This window comes from Yersinia aldovae ATCC 35236 (assembly GCF_000173735.1).
GTDB lineage: Bacteria > Pseudomonadota > Gammaproteobacteria > Enterobacterales > Enterobacteriaceae > Yersinia > Yersinia aldovae.
The window spans coordinates 14,804-33,021 of record NZ_ACCB01000029.1; the positions used below are offsets into that span (position 1 = coordinate 14,804).

An 18,218-nucleotide genomic window follows, 5' to 3' on the forward strand; every position below is an offset into this window, starting at 1 on the left:
GCACCTTTGCGGGTGCCTTTTTTATTTTGTTTTCTTCAGTAAATGACGTTTTATTCAGCCGTTGGCAATTTAGGTTGCCAGTCAATCGGTTGCTGACCATGCTGCTGCAAGAGTTGGTTCGCTTGTGAGAAGTGCTTACAACCAAGAAAACCACGATGTGCAGAGAGTGGTGATGGGTGTGGTGCTTTCAAAATAAAATGGCGCTGAGTATTAATGATGCGGCCCTTTTTCTGTGCATGTGCTCCCCACAACATAAAAATCACGCCGTCACGGTGTTCATTTAATGCGGCAATCACTTTATCCGTGAAGGTTTCCCAGCCGAGATTAGCGTGAGAGTGTGCTTTGCCGGCTTCAACTGTCAGCACTGTATTTAGTAGTAAAACGCCTTGTTCTGCCCAACTTTGTAAAAAGCCGTGATTAGGGCGCTGAAAGCCTGGAATATCAGTGGTCAGCTCTTTATACATGTTCACCAGAGAGGGGGGCGCAGGTACACCGGGTAAGACTGAGAACGACAGCCCATGCGCCTGATTGGGGCCGTGGTAGGGATCTTGCCCCAGAATCACTACTTTTACTTGATCCAGCTCAGTTAAGCGAAATGCGTTAAACACATCTTTTTGTGGCGGGTAGATAATCTTCCCAACACTGCGTTCTGCTGTCACAAAGGCGAGCGTATCTTTGAAATAAGGTTGTTCTTTTTCCAGGCCGATCACATCGTGCCAGTTAAGGGAGGCGGACATAAACACTCTCCTTGGTAGTGTAAGGTATTGATGCGCGATAGCTTACCGGTTCAAGCTGATGAGTGAAACCGTTAAACCAGACTCTGTGATTTGGTGGTTATTTTTTGACCGCGAATTGTAAAAAATGTTGAATATTTACAAAAATAATTGTCATTTGTCATACTAATAAAATTGATATAAAACATAAATTTGCCTTTACTGCCCCTATCGTGAGGGCGGGAAGTTTGATTTATATCAAAGAATAGCGCGTGTGTGACTGGTATATAGAACAATAAGACAACAATGGTTTTACCAAATAACCAAGGTAGCTTTTCTCCCCTTGGAATTTAAAGCCGTATTACGGAGGCACCAAATGATTACTGGTATTCAAATCACTAAAGCTAACAATGAAGCCTTATTGAACTCTTTTTGGCTGTTAGATGATGAAAAGGCTGAACTGCGCTGCGTTTGCGCTAAATCTGGCTATGCAGAAGATCAAATCGTTCCTGCAAGTGAGTTAGGTCAGATCGAATATCGCGAAGTTCCACTGGAACTGCAACCTACGGTACGTGTTGAAGGTGGTCAGCATTTGAACGTTAACGTTCTGCGCCGTGAAACACTGGAAGATGCAGTTAAAAACCCAGAAAAATACCCTCAGCTGACGATTCGAGTTTCTGGTTATGCTGTGCGCTTCAACTCGCTGACGCCAGAACAGCAACGCGACGTGATTACGCGTACTTTCACTGAAAGCCTGTAATTTCTGTTATAGCGTTAAGTTGAAACAAATTTTAAAGGGAGCTTAGGCTCCCTTTATTTTTTGTTTAACATTATGATTTTTATTCTTTATTTAATATGTATTTTTTGAATCCATGCCACTGCGATGGCATGTTTGTTTTTCTTTAGGAACAAAAAACGGTTAATCTCATTGGGAGGAATAGACATCAAAACAGTACTATATAAAAAAGTACGAGGGCATTCAGTGTTATTCTATGTCACCATTCTATAGCCTATTATTTATCATAGATATTGGGATTCGATGACCCACAATACGAAAACGTACGTTAGTTAAGCAACTGTCTGATATATATTAAATATAAATTCCAATCTTGTTGGAATTTATCCGTTGGGCTAATTTTGTTCGGCTGACCGCTCTACATCACTAATATTCCATTCTGAATTATGAATAATTATGGAGCTAGGTTCGAGGAATTTTTGAGGAACATAATGGCTATAACCATTTTTTTTGCAGAATTCTTTAAAATCGTGAAATGAATCACTGTATGCTTTAAGGTGAATTTTTCCTCGATAACTTTCAGCCTCTTGCTCAGAGATAGCTAGCCTCCGGGCTATAGTTTTATTACTTGCATTTTGCAGTAAATAAAACACGACATCAAATTCTTCATCAGTAAAAAAATCATCTGGTTTTTCAACTAATAATGTAAGAGGTAATTCTTGGTCAACATATTGCTCAACTGTGAGCAAATCCATTTTTCTTCCATGGAACATAATACCCAAGCACTCTTGTTTACTATTTAAAAATGGAATTTTATCGAAAATATAAAGTTGAAATTTTTTTTTGCGGCCAAAATAATGCATCTCAATTGAAGATACCCTTTTTTTCGTTATCGCCGCTAGCTGCTCTTGCTCTCTAAATTGGGGTGATAATTTTGCAAAAGAAGGGTGAGGTAGTTCTCCATCTGACAAACCTTTAATACAAAATTTTAGTGGCAAATTTAATAGTTCAAAAAATGGAGTGTTAGCATACAAATAGCGCGAATCAAGATCTTTGAATCCCCAAGCTTCATCACTGTCTTCCCATGATAGCGTTAATTGCAGTGGAATTTCGTCAGGAAGGTGCAGGTGTTGGCTATTATTACACATATAATCCTCATATTTAATATTTATATTACTACGTAAAATAAATCAGCCATTCTCATTATGGATAAAATAGAACTTGCTTTTCAATACTTGGTACGTTACTAATCTTGTGATCTCTTGGCAAGATTTTTATCTAAAAAATAGAATAATGGATATTCATGAAAATATTATGTTCATATTAATAAATTAAATTATAAGTGTTTTTATTAAAGTTAGTAAAATATAAGGAGAAGAAATAATGAATGGACTCTCTCCCCTCGGCGACGATTATTCTGTGAGTCGCTTACCTTTATCTGCCAAATCAAGTTTTCTCTCAGTCACATTGGTCAGAGTGGGGGCAATAACAACATTAGCCCAATTTATGTTAGGTGCTACCTTAGGGCATGGAATGACGTTTACCCAGGCGATGCTGGCAACCTTTTTAGGGAGTTTACTGCTTCAATTTGTTAGCCTCGGGCTTGGTATTGCAGGCGCACGTGAGGGGTTGTCAATCAGTCTACTCGCTCGTTGGTGCGGCTTTGGTCGTATCGGCTCGGTTATTATTGGCGGCGGAATAGTGATTAGTCTGCTTGGTTGGTTTGGCATATTAAATGCAGTTCTTGCCGATAGTTTGAATCACATGTCGGGAGATTTGATCAGTTTTAGTTGGGCTGCCGCTATCTCCGGGATAGGGTTTACAATACTGGTTGCATTCGGGTTCAGCGCATTGAGCTGGACTGCAAAACTCGCCGTGCCTCTCTTCTTTATGGCAATTTTCTGGATTTCGTTAAATCTGTTAGCAGGACATCATATTGCTGATCTGGTTGCCGTCATCCCTACTGGAACACCTATTACTATTGCTGCTGGTGCTACCATGGTGGCAGGGGGGTACATTGTCGGTGCATTAATGACACCCGATATTAGTCGCTATTGTAAAAATAGTAGGCACGTATTTTGGATGACGATGATCTGCATCTTGGTGGGTGAATTTATTGTTAATGGTATCGCCATATTGATTGCTCATGCACTCGACACTGCCGATGTGGTAACAATTATGATCCAAACATCTGGGGGGGGCGGGTTACTCACCGTTATTCTTGCTACCATCAAGATTAATGATGTTTGCTTATATTCTTCATCGCTCGCCCTTACAAACGTGGTACAAGGAATAACGGGTAACAGATGGAGTCGAACTTGGCTGACGGTTTTACTCGGTATCGTGGGTACTCTCTTATCAATAGTAGGGATTTTAGATAAGTTTACGGATTTTCTCATGCTACTCGGTGTTGTCTTTCCGCCAATATCAGGTGTCATGCTGGTTGACTACTATGTGTTACGTACCAGCCGCCAATTGCTTGGTGCCTCTCGCCAGATGCAGGCGCTGCCTGAATCAACGCAATTAATTGGCTGGAAGGCTATCGCGGCTTGTGTTGTAGGAACTATCGGCGGTATGAATATTGATTTTGGTATTCCGTCATTCAATTCATTAATCATTGCCAGTACTATTTATTGGATAATTTGTATCATAAAGAAAAAGCCATAATTTTATATTATGGCATTGTTATATCTATTGGGCTAAATATTCCATACTCATAGAATGTCTTTAATTTAAAAATGAGGAAATAATGATGGATAAAAATAATCACAAAAAAATAATTGGTTCTAAGGAACTTGATGCAGAGCCTTTCGGTTCGCTCATATCATTTATGGAAAATAATGATGAGCCGTGGGGGGTAAAAGATTGTGAATCGCGCTTTATGTATGCAAATAAAGCTACCCTTAAATATAGCCAATTACCCCTTAATTTTGATATTGAAGGCCGATTAGACAGCGAATGTCCTGCTCAGTGGGCAGAATTTGCGCCAGATTTACAAAAGCAAGACAGGGCCGTTGAGACGGATAAGAAACGTGTAGCTATGATTCAGACCTGTTTATTCGGTCAGGAGCATACGCTTTGTGAAAAATTCCCTCTGTTTGACAATGAGAAAAAATGTATTGGCACTATTTTTCATGTGACAAAATTCAATTTTATTTCCATATGTGATTTATTTAATAAGACCCCGCCTCCAGTATTGATAATGAAGCCACCTACAAATGATTTCACTAACAAAGAACTTGAAGTGATATTCTTCTTATTACAATCCCTCAACGCTAAAGAAATAGGGAGAAAACTAAACCTTTCTAACCGTACAATAGCAAATAAATTGCAATCGATATATGGAAAGGCGAATGTAAACTCGCAAAGCGCCTTTAAAGAATACTGTAAAGCTGAAGGTTTTAATCGATATATTCCCGAATGGCTTATTAAAGCGGGCTGTACATTTATTTAGACCTTATGAGAATCTTCCGCGGGGTGGGGTGCATTAACGCGATTCGGTAATGTTTGAATGCTGCCAATTGCTGAATATCAGTCTGTCGATTATTCGTTGCAATGGCGTCGAGTAAGATGTTGATGTGCCCTGATACCTGCTTTATCAACGCGGTTTTCTGTTGGGTTGCAGCGGTAATGCTGCTGGCTTTTAATTCCTCTTGAGCGCCTTCCCAGGCGGTTCCCATCCATGTATTAAACTTATGCGTTGGCGGAATTAGCGTTTGATTATGGGGAATTGGCTCCTGTGCGAAAATGATAGATTCATGTTCGTCTGTACTTGATGTCAGCCCGCCAAAGGGGGTTATAAAGTCATAAATCAGAGTAGGATCACATTTTAAAAATTATATAAATAAAATTTATCAATTTCATTTAAGAACTCATCCGATGTGTCGATAGATAGATGATTAATCTTAGTTAACCATCTGGATCATCTTTCGACAAGGAGTTGGTATGAGTGCATCGGTCAATATGATTGCACCTGCTTCATTGGCGGGTTCTATGGGGCGAGTCAGTTTATCTGCACCCACAGGGAAAGACGATGTTGTATCTGTAGCAGCGACACGTACAGCTCAAACGATAGCGATGACACACTTGACCACAGTACCGGCGAGTAATGAGCTTTACTACAGCATGGTTGCGAATCTTGGCTTGTCGCGTGCTGAAGGAATTGTGGCAGATAAGGAGAGTATTCTCGGTAGCAATAATATACCTCTCTCAAGTGGGCAAGGATCACAGCAAGCGGACTATTCATTAGCATTGATTGCTAAAGACGTCTACTCTCCCATTTCAGTTAACTTTGCTGGTTTTTCCCGTTTAAGTGACCGTGCATTATTGGCAGCAGGTATCGATCCTGCGAGTCTATCTAATAGCGCTTCAGGTTTTATGGCTGGAATTTACTCTGATAATCAACAATATGTTTTAGCCTTTGCTGGCACCAATGATATGCAGGACTGGTTGAGTAACATTCGTCAAGCTACCGGCTATGAGGATGTGCAATACAATCAGGCTGTTGCTTTGGGGAAGGCGGCAAGAATGGCTTTTGGCGATGATCTGGTGATCACTGGGCACTCGCTCGGTGGTGGGCTGGCGGCCACTGCAGCGTTAGCAACCGGAACTTTTGCGGTAACATTCAACGCTGCTGGCGTTTCTGATCATACACTGAACCGCATGGGGCTTAACCCCGTTCAAGCGCGGCTGGCGGCAGAGAATGGCGGGATTCGGCGCTATAGCGAACAATATGATTTATTGACAGATACTCAGGAGTCTACATCACTGATTCCTGATGCGATTGGCCATAAAATCACTCTGATAAATAGCGATAAACTCACCGGGTTGGATGATTGGCTACCGCATAAACACCTGGAACGCCGTCTGGCGGCGCATGGTATTGATAAAGTTCTCAGCTCAATGGATGAACAGCAACCTTGGGGGCGGCAGGATGCCTGAATCAACACTGACAATAAGGGTGAAACGTCAGATACGTTACGTCATCTTTGGTGTTTTGATCCCACTACTGAGTTTTGAGGCACACGCAATGACAGATATTAACACGGCTTTCAGCGATCCATTGGTCATGCCAATTGCAGAGGCGATTGTTCGCGGAGACGTAAAACAGATCCATCAGTTGGCCAATACAACATTATTACGTCAGCAAGGTGAGCAGTCGATAACTTTACTGCAATGGGCGATCCTTAACCAACAGCCAGAAAGTTTGACGGCATTATTGCAAGAGTACGCAGATCCTTCTCAGCCCGGATTACAAGGCGATACTGCATGGCATACTGCAGCCAGTATTCAGGATGCGCATTACATGCATCTTTTACTCGATGGCCGCCTCCAGCCGAACACGCGAAACAGTGTGACATTAGCGACACCACTGGCGGCCGCCGTTATGGCCGGGCGTGAAGTACAAGTGATCTTATTACTGGTTGCTGGGGTTGATCCGAATCTGGCCGATCGGATGGGAGATACCCCACTGCATTTAGCGGGTAAAACCAATGCACCAGACTTGGCTCTGCGCTTATTAAAAGCGGGTGCAGATCCTGAGTTACGTAACAAGCAAGGGGCAACGTTTCAACAGTATTTAGCGATGACCCCGATGACCCTGCAAAGCGCTAAGATGCAGAAAAATCATCAGCAATTGAATGCCTGGCTACGCGGGAAAAAGTGGGCAGAGGTCTATCAGCAACCGTTTGAATAATAAAAAACCGCTGAGTTTGACGTCAGCGGTTTTTTGTTCGGGTGTTGAGTTATTAACCCGTAGTTTTAGTATCAGGCTTGTCTTTCGGTTTACGGCGTTTGCCCACATTTTTGGCATCGCGGTGACGAACTTTAACCTTCACTTTTTCTTTACTGGCTTCTTTTAGCTCTTTACGCTTCGCTAAGACCTTTTTAGAGGGTTTACCTGTGGCTTTTTCGCTTGGTGCCTTGCTGGTAGGGCGCAACTCATCAATAACCCGAGGCTTCAGTGGCTCGTTCAGGTAACGTCCAATCTTGCCCAATAACAGATGGTCATGGGCTTCCACCAATGAAATAGCCACACCTTTACGCCCAGCGCGACCTGTACGGCCAATGCGGTGCAGGTAGACGTCAGAGGTCAGCGGCAGATCAAAGTTGAATACATGGCTGATGTCGTCGATGTCCAGGCCGCGTGAAGCGATATCTGTTGCAACCAGCACATTGACGCGACCATCACTGAGGCGAATAACTGCTTCAGTCCGTTTGGCCTGAACCATTTCGCCTTCGAGGAACCAAGCGTTAATCCCGGCTTCACGCAGCCAACTGACTAATTGGTGTACCTTTTCACGGGTACGAACGAAAATAATCGATTTCTGCACTTCTGGTTGCTTTAACAGATGCACCAGCAAGGCGGTTTTATGTTCAATACTGTCTGCACGGTAATACCATTGCAGAATTTTTTTACGTTCGCGACGTGATGGGTCTGCTTCCAACTCTACCGGCTCGTTCAGAATGCGTTCTGCAAACTCACGTATAGCTTCACCTTCAAGCGTAGCGGAGAACAGGAGCGTCTGTTTGCGCCAGCGGGTTTCTGCGGCGATGGTTTCAATATCTTGTGCGAAACCCATATCCAACATACGGTCAGCTTCGTCCAGAATCAGGGTTTCCACAGCCCGGCAGTCAAAGTTCTCTTCTTTGATGTATTGCAACAAGCGGCCGGTGGTCGCAACCACGATATCCTGATTCTCACTAAAGACTTCCGCGTGATTCATATAAGCCACACCGCCGGTTATCGTCGCGATATCCAGTTGTGTATGTTTAGCTAACTCACGGGCTTGATCCGCGACCTGCATGGCCAATTCACGGGTTGGCGTCAGGATTAGAATCCGTGGTGGGCCAGATTTTTTGCGTGGGAAATCCAGCAAATGCTGCAAGGCAGGCAGCAAAAAGGCGGCAGTTTTGCCCGTACCTGTTGGTGCCGAACCCAATACGTCGCGCCCATCCATTGCTGGCGGAATAGCCGCAGCTTGAATTGCGGTTGGACGCTCATAGCCTTTGTCACGCAGTGCGTCAATCAGGCGTTCATCGAGATCGAGTTCGGAAAAATTGGTTACAGTCATGGTCTTCCTCTACTTGGGGCGCCGATTATAGACGGGTTAGCCGAATTCTTCACCTGTTTAAGCGGTAATGATGTCTTTTCCCTTCAATCATATTGTCCTATGCTACGCCGGTTATAGATTCTGATGACTAATATGGGCGAGAAATTGAAGAAAAACCGGTATTACGTGGTGGTGGTTTCACTTTTAAACAGTTCTTTGTGGCACACGACCGTTGTGCGATGAAAGTGGGTACCGATGGTGTATTACTCGGTGCCTGGGTGCCGGTGGATAATTCGCGCAGAGTACTGGATATTGGCTGCGGCAGCGGGCTTATTGCTCTGATGATTGCTCAGCGTTCGGCATCCGATGTACTCATTGATGGTGTTGAGCTGGAGCCTGCAGCGGCACAACAGGCGATTAGCAATGCAGAATCATCGCCTTGGGCTGCACGTGTTCATATTTATGAGCAAGATGTCCATCAGTTTGCTGAAAACCATCCTCAACAGTATGACCTGATTGTCAGTAATCCACCTTATTTTGCTCCTGCCGTCGCCTGTCGCGATGAAGCGCGGGATACCGCACGTTATACCGGTTCATTAACACATTTAGCGCTACTAAATTGCGCTGAGAAGCTTATCACAGACGACGGTATGTTTTGTGTGGTTTTACCTCATGAACTGGGAATTGAACTGGCGCGGCTTGGCGGTCAGATGGGGTGGTATGTTCGTGGTCAGGTTAATGTCAGGGATCGCCCCGGTAAACCGCTGCATCGAATGTTGCTGACACTGTCGCGGCAAGCGGGTGAGGCGATATATCAGGAACTGGATCTGCGCCAATCTGAAGGGATTTATTCAACCGAATTTCGTCAGTTAATCAGTGACTTCTATCTTAATTATTAAAAGTATCTCAATTATTAAAAGACATCAGCACAAGATTAGCAGGGCGTATTATTTCGCCCTGAATATGCTGATGTCTTGAGCGAAAAATTATCTATGGTTGAAGAATGGTCGGTTGCGGATTTTCCATTTGATCAGGATAATCAAGGGTATAGTGCAAGCCACGACTCTCTTTACGCGACATGGCACAGCGCACAATCAACTCAGCAACCTGCACCAGATTACGCAATTCCAGTAGATTATTCGAGATGCGGAAATTGGCGTAATATTCATCAATTTCCTGCTGTAACGTATTAATTCGGCGTAAGGCTCGCTCTAAACGCTTGGTTGTTCGCACGATACCGACGTAATCCCACATAAACAGACGTAATTCATGCCAGTTATGTTGAATGACAACCCGTTCGTCGGAGTTATCGACACGACTCTCATCCCAGTCCGGTAAATGCTTGGCTAACTTGGCATTAGGCAACCGTGTCAGAATATCCTCAGCAGCAGACCAGCCGTAAACCAGACACTCCAACAAGGAATTGGATGCCATGCGATTAGCACCATGTAACCCAGTATAACTCACTTCACCAATAGCATATAGCCCATCCAGATCCGTGCGACCATGTTGATCTACCATCACACCACCACAGGTATAGTGCGCGGCTGGAACGATTGGAATGGCTTCTTTGGTCAGATCGATGCCCAAAGACAGTAGCTTTTCATAGATCATCGGGAAGTGTTGCATCACAAAATCAGTCGGTTTATGGCTGATATCCAAGTACATGCAATCAGCGCCAAGACGTTTCATTTCGTGGTCGATGGCGCGAGCAACGATATCACGCGGGGCCAGTTCGCCTCGAGTGTCAAAATCGAGCATGAAGCGACTACCGTCAGGGCGCTTAAGGTAAGCCCCTTCACCACGTAAGGCCTCAGTCAGTAAAAAGTTACGTGCTTGCGGGTGAAACAGGCAGGTAGGGTGGAATTGGTTAAATTCCAGATTGGCAACCCGACAACCAGCGCGCCATGCCATAGCAATACCATCACCTGAGGAAATATCCGGATTGGTGGTGTATTGATAAACCTTGGCCGCCCCTCCTGTCGCTAAAACTACCGCTTTGGCGCGAAGTGTCTCGACCTTCTCTAATTCACGGTTCCAGACATACGCTCCCACCACACGTTTGGTTCCCGGTAAGCCAATTTTATTCGAGGTAATAAGATCCACTGCATTACAGCGCTCTTTTACTAATATATTAGGGTGGGTGCTTGCTTTACCGACTAAGGTGGTTTCTACTTCTTTACCTGTAGCATCAGCAGTATGCAGTATACGACGATGACTATGACCCCCTTCACGGGTAAGGTGATAGCGCTCTTCACCACGGGCATTGGTTTCGGTATCAAAAAGGACGCCTTGATCGATTAGCCATTGTACGCAAGAGCGGGCGTTACTGGCGATAAACTCTACGGCGTCTTTGTCACAAAGCCCGGCTCCGGCGATCAGGGTATCATCGACGTGTGAACTGATGCTGTCAGTTTCATCAAAAACAGCAGCAATACCTCCCTGAGCATAAAAAGTGGCACCTTCATTGAGTGGCCCTTTGCTCAGAACAGTAACTTTACAATGTGGTGCGAGGCGTAGAGCCAAAGACAAGCCGGCAGCGCCACTTCCGATGATCAATACATCGCTAACGTGTTCAGATGATGATTGCATATCGTATGATGTGTGCAGAAGAAGAGTGAATTTCATGTTAGCCTATCTCCCAGAGCAAAAGCTATGGGTATAAGATGTCTAAAGAATATTCAGACAAAAAATCTGGCAACATGGAACTTTGCAATTTTTATAAACTCCAAGCGAGTGCTTGCTCAGGAAGATAAAGATATGGCTGGCAGTATTACTTTTAGCGTGAGGATATATTTCGGGAGAGTCCACCTCGGATGAGCGAGCAGTTAACCGATCAGATGCTGGTTGAGCGGGTCCAGAAAGGGGACCAAAAATCGTTCAATTTACTGGTTATTCGATACCAGCATAAAGTTGCGAGCCTCGTATCCCGATATGTGCCTCAGGGCGATGTTCCTGATGTTGTTCAGGAATCTTTTATCAAGGCTTATCGTGCATTGGAATCATTCCGTGGCGATAGCGCTTTTTATACGTGGCTATACCGTATTGCTGTCAATACAGCAAAAAATTACTTAGTCGCTCAGGGGCGGCGCCCGCCATCCAGTGATGTGGATGCAAATGATGCTGAAAACTATGAAAATGCGGGTGCATTAAAAGAAATATCGAACCCTGAGAACTTAATGTTGTCTGAAGAATTAAGGCAGATAGTTTTTAAAACCATAGAGTCACTTCCTGAAGATCTTCGCATGGCGATTACACTCAGGGAGCTGGATGGTCTAAGCTATGAGGAAATAGCGGCCATTATGGACTGTCCGGTGGGTACTGTGCGTTCACGTATCTTCCGTGCCAGAGAAGCTATCGATAACAAAATTCAGCCGCTAATTCAGCGATAAGCGGACACACAAAGGGTATTTTGGCATGCAGAAAGAAAAGCTTTCCGCTCTGATGGATGGAGAAACTCTTGATAGCGATCTGCTAGGGTCTTTGTCGAAAGATAAAGCATTACAGCAAAGCTGGGAGAGTTATCATTTGATCCGTGACACCCTGCGGGGGGATGTTGGTGAAGTCTTACATCTGGACATCGTCAGCCGTGTTGCAGAAGCACTGAAAAAAGAGCCAGCTCGCTTTATTCCTGGTGCAGTACCTGAATCTCAGCCACAACCACATGTCTGGCAGAGAATGCCTTTTTGGGCAAAAATTCGCCCTTGGGCCAGCCAGATTACCCAAGTGGGCGTTGCTGCTTGTGTTTCTCTCGCAGTCATTGTTGGTGTTCAGCAATACAACCAACCTGTATCTGGTACATTGCAATCAGAATCACCGGCGTTTAATACTTTGCCGATGATGGGCAAAGCATCACCAGTCAGTTTTGGTGTGCCTGCTGATGGTTCCTTTGGCACGAATCAACAGCATCAGGTTCAAGAGCAGCGTAGACGTGTCAATATGATGACTCAATTGCAAGATTTCGAATTGCAACGTCGCCTGCCACAAAATGACGTGCTGCAGCAGCCTTCAGCATCAACCCAAGCGGCGATTCAAGTCCCTGGCACTCAGTCCTTAGGAATGCAGCAGCAGTAATGAAGCAACTTTGGTTTTCCGTCTATCTAGCGGCGGGCAGCCTGTTTATGCCAACAATTGCATCGGCGGAAACCACGCCGATGCAATTGTTGCAGGAAATGGGCAGTGCCACCCAGTCGCTCAATTATGAGCTGTCATATATCAATGTTAACAAGCAAGGGATTGATTCTCTTCGCTATCGACATGCTATTCTGGATAAAAAGACATTAGCGCAGTTATTGCGTATGGATGGCCCACGTACTGAGATTATTCAACGTGGCAATGAGATAAGCTATTTCGAGCCTGGGTTTGACTCTTTTACGCTAAGTGGTGAGCATATTGTCGATGCCCTGCCTTCTGCGGTATTCCCCGATTTTGAAAAACTGTCAAAACACTATAACTATATTGCACTCGGCCGTGCCCGTGTGGCTGATCGGCCATGTCAGGTCATTAGAATCGTGGCACGTGACAGTACGCGATATAGCTATATTATCTGGATGGATGAGGCAACAAAACTCCCGATGCGGATAGACTTGCTAGATCGCGATGGCGAAACACTTGAACAGTTTCGGGTGATTTCATTTGCTGTCGGTGAGCCTATTCAAGATATTCTGCAAGGCGTGCTAAAACTGTCTATGCCGCCATTGCTTGCGCTGCCAGCTAAAAACAAGGTGGATTTTACCTGGACACCGCGTTGGTTGCCGGAGGGCGTGACCGAAGTGTCGCGTAGCCGTCGTACATTGCCTAATATGGATGCACCGACAGAATCCCGATTATACAGTGATGGCTTATTCAGCTTTTCAGTAAACATTAATCCGGCGGGTAAAGATGTTCCTTCAGAACAATCCCTGCGCCAGGGGCGTCGCACTGTTCAGACTGAAGCTCGTAATAATGTAGAAATCACGGTAGTGGGTGAGTTACCTCCTTCAACTGCGAAGCGTATTGCCGATAGCGTTGTACTGGAATCGGCAAAATGATGAAAGAATGGGCTACAGTGATTTCGTGGCAAAACGGTATTGCTTTATTACGCTGTGAGCCACATTCAGGCTGTGGGAGCTGTCATGCTCGCCGTGGTTGCGGTAGCCACTTATTAAATGAGCTAGGGCCTGAATCAGAGCATCATTTGCAGGTCGCTATTTTGCAACCACTAGAACCTGGGCAAAGGGTTGAAGTTGGAATTAGTGAGGGCAGCCTGTTACGTTCTGCTTTACTGGTCTATTTAACCCCTTTGGTTGGGTTAATTGCAGGTGGTGCTTTATTTCAGTTCTTATTCTTAGCCGATGTTTATACAGCGCTGGGATCTATTTCTGGTGCTAGTTTAGGATTCTTACTTGCCAGAAAGTTGGCCAGCAGGATTGAAGGGCAAAGTGCTTATCAACCGACAGTATTACAAATAGGGTTGCCTCCAGCGGCTATCCGTATTCAACAGCAGTAACACGTATTACCTAATCGGCATGGTAGGCTGGGATACGGTTTTGAATCATATGCTCAACTAATGCAATAAAGAGATCTGCACTGACTAATGCTGAGTAATCTATTGTAAAGAGAATTTTACCTTTGGCGTCAAATAGTTGAATTTTATCATGATATGTTTCTCTTTGAGTTTCGATATACAGTATGTCTTCCATATTAATAATGCCTTCGCTTGTAGCCAAACAATGAGCACTAAGTGAAATCGGCGATGTCTCTATTGCAAGAGTGCTATCTTTAATTATATTAATAACACTGTGGAGCATTAATTTTACAAGCCAGTTGTCATTTCTTTTAATCACTTCGAATAAAATAGGCTCGCCTTTTGATAAGCTATCTAAACTAATCACGCCGACATTGATTACTTGTTGATGTATCAGAGTATTCATTAGGGGATATGCATTCTTTATATTGTTTATAATGATATTCCAAGGCTGAGCTTTTGAAGTGCGAAAAGCCATAGCATTAATTTTACCATCAGAGTTTATTCCTAAATGGTATTTATGAATATATCGAATTTTATTAAATGGAATAAAATAGACTTTACCATTGTGGTGGTTGAACACGCGAACTCCTTTCTCATACAGGAAATAGGTGAACATTGGGTTACTGTGTAAACGTAGATAAAGTAAACTACTTAATGTTATTGCTGCAATGGCCACACATAGAATAGAAAGAACCGAAGGGGTGGAAAGAGGGGTGTTGTAACTGCGAGAATAATAATTACCAAGCTGAATGCAAGTATAAATATTATTGAAAATATAGTTAGCATTGAGTTTTCTTTTCTAACCTCATGGCGGCTAAGGACTTTCCCTTCATCGATCATAATATTATCCTTGTCATTGCCAAGAGGAGATCTCACTTGGTTGTTACAATTTAATATTAATACTCTATGTTGTTTTCTTGTTGAGTATATGGGCATTCTCCTAAAATTATTAGCGATAGAATATGGATAAATAGAGTCAGGCTTCGACCGTTACATCGCGTGGTTGCTCTTTGGCGATTAGAACTACTATTCTCAATGTCATAACCTGACATGGCTATCGATATAATAAAGTATGGGGAGTGGATCTTTGCTGACTAACGCTGAGGAAAAAACATGGAGTCAGATACGTCAGATGGGAAGGTAAAGATACATTTATACAGGATAAATCAGGTAACAAGCTAAGTGTGATGCCTTTCACGAGGCTGAGTTACAGTGTAAGATGCGTGCATATTTATGTGGGTAGTTTTGGGTTTGAGTCCATCGCTGTGTCCACCAATAATTAATTAAAGACAACGACTAGAGAAAAATTCATATAAATGAAGCACATAAGAAACTTTTCTATTATTGCCCATATTGACCACGGTAAGTCGACGCTATCTGACCGTATTATTCAGATTTGTGGCGGATTATCTGAGCGCGAAATGGCCGCTCAGGTGCTGGATTCTATGGATCTGGAGCGCGAGCGTGGCATTACCATCAAGGCGCAGAGTGTCACACTTGATTACCACGCCAAAGATGGTCAAACCTATCAACTTAACTTTATCGATACCCCTGGTCACGTTGACTTCTCTTATGAAGTTTCCCGCTCTCTGGCGGCCTGTGAAGGGGCATTGCTGGTCGTTGATGCAGGGCAAGGTGTTGAGGCCCAGACGCTAGCGAACTGTTACACCGCGATGGAAATGAACCTGGAAGTAGTTCCAGTTTTAAATAAAATCGACTTGCCTGCCGCCGATCCTGAGCGCGTTGCTGAAGAGATTGAAGATATCGTGGGTATTGATGCCACCGATGCTGTGCGTTGCTCGGCGAAAACCGGCGTGGGTGTGCCTGATATCCTTGAACGTTTGGTGCGTGATATTCCGCCGCCAAAGGGTGATCCGGACGGGCCATTGCAGGCACTGATTATCGACTCCTGGTTTGATAACTATCTGGGTGTTGTCTCATTAATTCGTATTAAGAATGGTTCGTTACGTAAAGGCGATAAAGTTAAGGTCATGAGTACTGGCCAAAGCTATAACGCTGATCGTCTGGGTATCTTTACACCAAAACGTGTCGATCGCGATATGCTCAATTGCGGTGAAGTAGGCTGGTTGGTGTGTGCGATAAAAGACATTCTTGGCGCACCGGTTGGCGATACTTTGACATTAGCCCGTAACCCGGCAGAGAAATCATTACCGGGCTTCAAAAAGGTTAAACCTCAGGTTTACGCAGGCTTGTTCCCGATTAGCTCAGATGACTATGAAGCCTTCCGTGATGCGTTAGGTAAACTGAGTCTTAACGACGCCTCGTTATTCTATGAACCAGAAAGCTCCACCGCTCTGGGCTTTGGTTTCCGCTGTGGCTTCCTTGGTTTGCTGCACATGGAAATCATTCAGGAACGTCTGGAACGTGAATATGATCTGGAGTTGATCACCACAGCACCGACAGTCGTATATGAAGTGATCACTACCAGTCAGGAAACCATTCATGTTGATAGCCCATCGAAACTGCCTGCGCTGAACAACATTGAAGAACTGCGTGAGCCGATTGCTGAATGTCATATGTTGTTGCCGCAGGAGTACTTAGGTAACGTCATTACCTTGTGTATTGAAAAACGTGGTATGCAGACCAACATGGTCTATCACGGTAACCAAGTGGCGCTGACATATGAAATTCCGATGGCTGAAGTGGTACTCGATTTCTTTGACCGCTTGAAATCAACATCCCGTGGTTATGCGTCGTTGGATTACAATTTCAAACGCTTCCAGACGTCTGACATGGTGCGTGTTGATGTGCTTATCAACAACGAACGAGTCGATGCTTTGGCGTTAATTACTCACCGTGACAACGCGCAGTATCGTGGCCGAGATCTGGTTGAGAAAATGAAAGAACTGATCCCACGTCAGCAGTTTGATATTGCGATTCAGGCCGCCATTGGTAACCACATCATTGCCCGTTCAACGGTGAAACAGTTACGTAAAAACGTGCTGGCGAAGTGTTATGGCGGTGATGTTAGCCGTAAGAAAAAACTTCTACAGAAACAGAAAGATGGTAAGAAACGTATGAAGCAGGTGGGTAACGTTGAATTACCACAAGAGGCTTTCCTGGCGATTCTGCATGTCGGTAAAGACAGCAAATAAGGAGTTTTCATGGCTAATATGTTTGCCTTAATTTTGGCGTTAGCAACGCTGGTGACGGGGATTATCTGGTGCTTTGAGCGGTTTAGATGGGCACCAGCCCGTCAGGCAAAAATTGCGGCTATTCACACGCAAACTGCGGAAATTCAAGCTAAAGCTGGCAATGCTGTCGATAACAAGACTTTAGCGCAAGCGGCAAAGCAACCGGGTTGGATTGAGACATGTGCTTCAGTCTTCCCGGTATTAGCTTTGGTATTTATCGTGCGTTCGTTTATTTACGAACCGTTCCAGATCCCTTCTGGCTCGATGATGCCTACCATGCTGATTGGTGATTTCATTCTGGTTGAGAAGTTTGCTTATGGGATTAAAGATCCCATAACACAGACGACATTGATTCCGACTGGTCATCCGAAACGCGGTGATATTGCTGTTTTTAAATATCCACTGGATCCGCGTTTGGACTATATCAAACGTGTCGTGGGGTTACCGGGTGATAGGGTGAGTTATAATCCTATTAGCAAAGAAGTAACGGTTCAGCCGTCGTGCAATAGCGGAACCTCTTGTGACAGCGCGCTGGCGATTACTTACAGCACGTCTGAGCCAAGTGATTTTGTGCAGACATTCCGCTATAGCGGTAATGGTGAGGCTTCGGCCGGGTTCTTCCAGATCCCAACCAATGAAGCGGTACCTGATGGTGGTGTTCGTCTGCGCGAGCGCACCGAGAGCCTTGGGCCTGTTGCACACCATATTTTGACTGTTCCGGGCCGTCAGGATCCGGTTGGTGCTTATTATCAGCAACCTAATCAGCCGTTAGGGGTTTGGGTTGTACCGCAAGGCCACTACTTTATGATGGGTGACAATCGGGACAATAGCGCAGACAGCCGTTTCTGGGGTTTTGTGCCTGAGCGTAATCTGGTGGGTAAAGCCACGGCTATCTGGATGAGTTTTGAAAAGCAAGAAGGTGAATGGCCAACGGGAGTGCGTTTAAGTCGTATTGGTGGAGTTCATTAATATAGGCTATACCCAAGTAAGCTGGGGCATTAAAACGCAGCATTATATTTCCACTCGTTGTAGAATAAGCTTTCGAGCGATAAA

Annotated in this window: 17 protein-coding genes and 1 pseudogene; 12 read left to right on the forward strand and 6 right to left on the reverse strand. The window is 44.5% G+C overall.

Annotation, left to right across the window (positions count from 1 at the left end; all coding sequences use genetic code 11):
* Positions 1-50 precede the first annotated feature (50 nt).
* The gene (gene ung / locus YALDO0001_RS13625) at positions 51-737 is read right to left on the reverse strand and encodes a uracil-DNA glycosylase (protein WP_004703983.1); all 687 of its coding nucleotides are present in this window, start codon (positions 735-737) and stop codon (positions 51-53) included.
* Positions 738-1,089: 352 nt separating this feature from the next.
* Between ung and grcA the strand changes: the two genes are divergently transcribed.
* On the forward strand, positions 1,090-1,473 hold the full coding sequence (gene grcA / locus YALDO0001_RS13630; RefSeq protein ID WP_004703984.1) for an autonomous glycyl radical cofactor GrcA: 384 nt from the start codon (positions 1,090-1,092) through the stop codon (positions 1,471-1,473).
* A 371-nt stretch (positions 1,474-1,844) separates the two neighbouring features.
* Here grcA and YALDO0001_RS13635 read toward each other — a convergent pair whose 3' ends face one another.
* Entirely contained in the window at positions 1,845-2,597 is a 753-nt protein-coding gene (locus tag YALDO0001_RS13635; protein ID WP_004703985.1) for a PAS domain-containing protein, read from the reverse strand.
* A gap of 235 nt (positions 2,598-2,832) precedes the next feature.
* Between YALDO0001_RS13635 and YALDO0001_RS13640 the strand changes: the two genes are divergently transcribed.
* Complete coding sequence (locus tag YALDO0001_RS13640) at positions 2,833-4,116, forward strand: cytosine permease (protein WP_004703986.1); 1,284 nt, start codon at positions 2,833-2,835, stop codon at positions 4,114-4,116.
* An 85-nt stretch (positions 4,117-4,201) separates the two neighbouring features.
* Entirely contained in the window at positions 4,202-4,903 is a 702-nt protein-coding gene (locus YALDO0001_RS13645; RefSeq protein ID WP_042840072.1) for a PAS domain-containing protein, read from the forward strand.
* On the opposite strand, the gene YALDO0001_RS13650 is transcribed toward YALDO0001_RS13645, so the two are convergent.
* Positions 4,896-5,264, reverse strand: coding sequence for a tail fiber assembly protein (locus YALDO0001_RS13650; protein WP_345786560.1), 369 nt, complete (start codon positions 5,262-5,264; stop codon positions 4,896-4,898). The two genes, YALDO0001_RS13645 and YALDO0001_RS13650, sit on opposite strands and share 8 nt — an antisense overlap.
* A gap of 262 nt (positions 5,265-5,526) precedes the next feature.
* On the opposite strand from YALDO0001_RS13650, the gene YALDO0001_RS13655 reads away from it, so the two are divergent.
* Both YALDO0001_RS13655 and YALDO0001_RS13660 read left to right on the forward strand, forming a co-directional pair.
* A complete protein-coding gene (locus YALDO0001_RS13655; RefSeq protein WP_391595486.1) occupies positions 5,527-6,390 on the forward strand; it encodes a Tle-like phospholipase domain-containing protein in 864 nt (287 codons plus the stop codon).
* 88 nt (positions 6,391-6,478) lie between these two features.
* Positions 6,479-7,144, forward strand: a complete 666-nt coding sequence (locus YALDO0001_RS13660; protein WP_042840084.1) for an ankyrin repeat domain-containing protein — start codon at positions 6,479-6,481, stop codon at positions 7,142-7,144.
* A gap of 52 nt (positions 7,145-7,196) precedes the next feature.
* Here the strand turns inward: YALDO0001_RS13660 and srmB are convergent, their stop codons facing one another.
* Positions 7,197-8,522 carry an ATP-dependent RNA helicase SrmB gene (gene srmB / locus YALDO0001_RS13665; protein WP_004703990.1) on the reverse strand — a complete coding sequence of 442 codons (1,326 nt, stop codon included), beginning with the start codon at positions 8,520-8,522 and terminating at the stop codon, positions 7,197-7,199.
* A gap of 143 nt (positions 8,523-8,665) precedes the next feature.
* On the opposite strand from srmB, the gene trmN reads away from it, so the two are divergent.
* Positions 8,666-9,400 (forward strand): tRNA(1)(Val) (adenine(37)-N(6))-methyltransferase TrmN, encoded by a 735-nt coding sequence (gene trmN, locus YALDO0001_RS13670; protein WP_042840074.1) that lies wholly within the window; start codon positions 8,666-8,668, stop codon positions 9,398-9,400.
* 91 nt (positions 9,401-9,491) lie between these two features.
* Here trmN and nadB read toward each other — a convergent pair whose 3' ends face one another.
* On the reverse strand, positions 9,492-11,093 hold the full coding sequence (nadB, locus tag YALDO0001_RS13675) for an L-aspartate oxidase (RefSeq protein ID WP_004703992.1): 1,602 nt from the start codon (positions 11,091-11,093) through the stop codon (positions 9,492-9,494).
* Positions 11,094-11,317: 224 nt separating this feature from the next.
* On the opposite strand from nadB, the gene rpoE reads away from it, so the two are divergent.
* The 4 genes from rpoE to rseC are packed head-to-tail and all read left to right on the forward strand — an operon-like array spanning position 11,318 to position 13,989.
* Positions 11,318-11,893, forward strand: a complete 576-nt coding sequence (rpoE, locus tag YALDO0001_RS13680; protein WP_004703993.1) for an RNA polymerase sigma factor RpoE — start codon at positions 11,318-11,320, stop codon at positions 11,891-11,893.
* A gap of 25 nt (positions 11,894-11,918) precedes the next feature.
* Complete coding sequence (gene rseA, locus YALDO0001_RS13685) at positions 11,919-12,575, forward strand: anti-sigma-E factor RseA (protein WP_042840075.1); 657 nt, start codon at positions 11,919-11,921, stop codon at positions 12,573-12,575.
* On the forward strand, positions 12,575-13,531 hold the full coding sequence (gene rseB, locus YALDO0001_RS13690; RefSeq protein WP_004703994.1) for a sigma-E factor regulatory protein RseB: 957 nt from the start codon (positions 12,575-12,577) through the stop codon (positions 13,529-13,531). Before rseA ends, rseB begins: the two co-directional genes overlap by 1 nt.
* Complete coding sequence (rseC, locus tag YALDO0001_RS13695; protein ID WP_042840076.1) at positions 13,528-13,989, forward strand: SoxR-reducing system protein RseC; 462 nt, start codon at positions 13,528-13,530, stop codon at positions 13,987-13,989. Before rseB ends, rseC begins: the two co-directional genes overlap by 4 nt.
* Before the next feature lie 10 nt (positions 13,990-13,999).
* Here rseC and YALDO0001_RS13700 read toward each other — a convergent pair.
* A pseudogene (locus tag YALDO0001_RS13700) lies at positions 14,000-14,850 on the reverse strand (hypothetical protein).
* Positions 14,851-15,326: 476 nt separating this feature from the next.
* Between YALDO0001_RS13700 and lepA the strand changes: the two are divergent.
* Together lepA and lepB are read left to right on the forward strand one after the other, a co-directional pair.
* The gene (lepA, locus tag YALDO0001_RS13705) at positions 15,327-17,126 is read left to right on the forward strand and encodes a translation elongation factor 4 (protein ID WP_004703996.1); all 1,800 of its coding nucleotides are present in this window, start codon (positions 15,327-15,329) and stop codon (positions 17,124-17,126) included.
* A 9-nt stretch (positions 17,127-17,135) separates the two neighbouring features.
* Entirely contained in the window at positions 17,136-18,134 is a 999-nt protein-coding gene (lepB, locus tag YALDO0001_RS13710) for a signal peptidase I (RefSeq protein ID WP_004703997.1), read from the forward strand.
* Positions 18,135-18,218 lie beyond the last annotated feature (84 nt).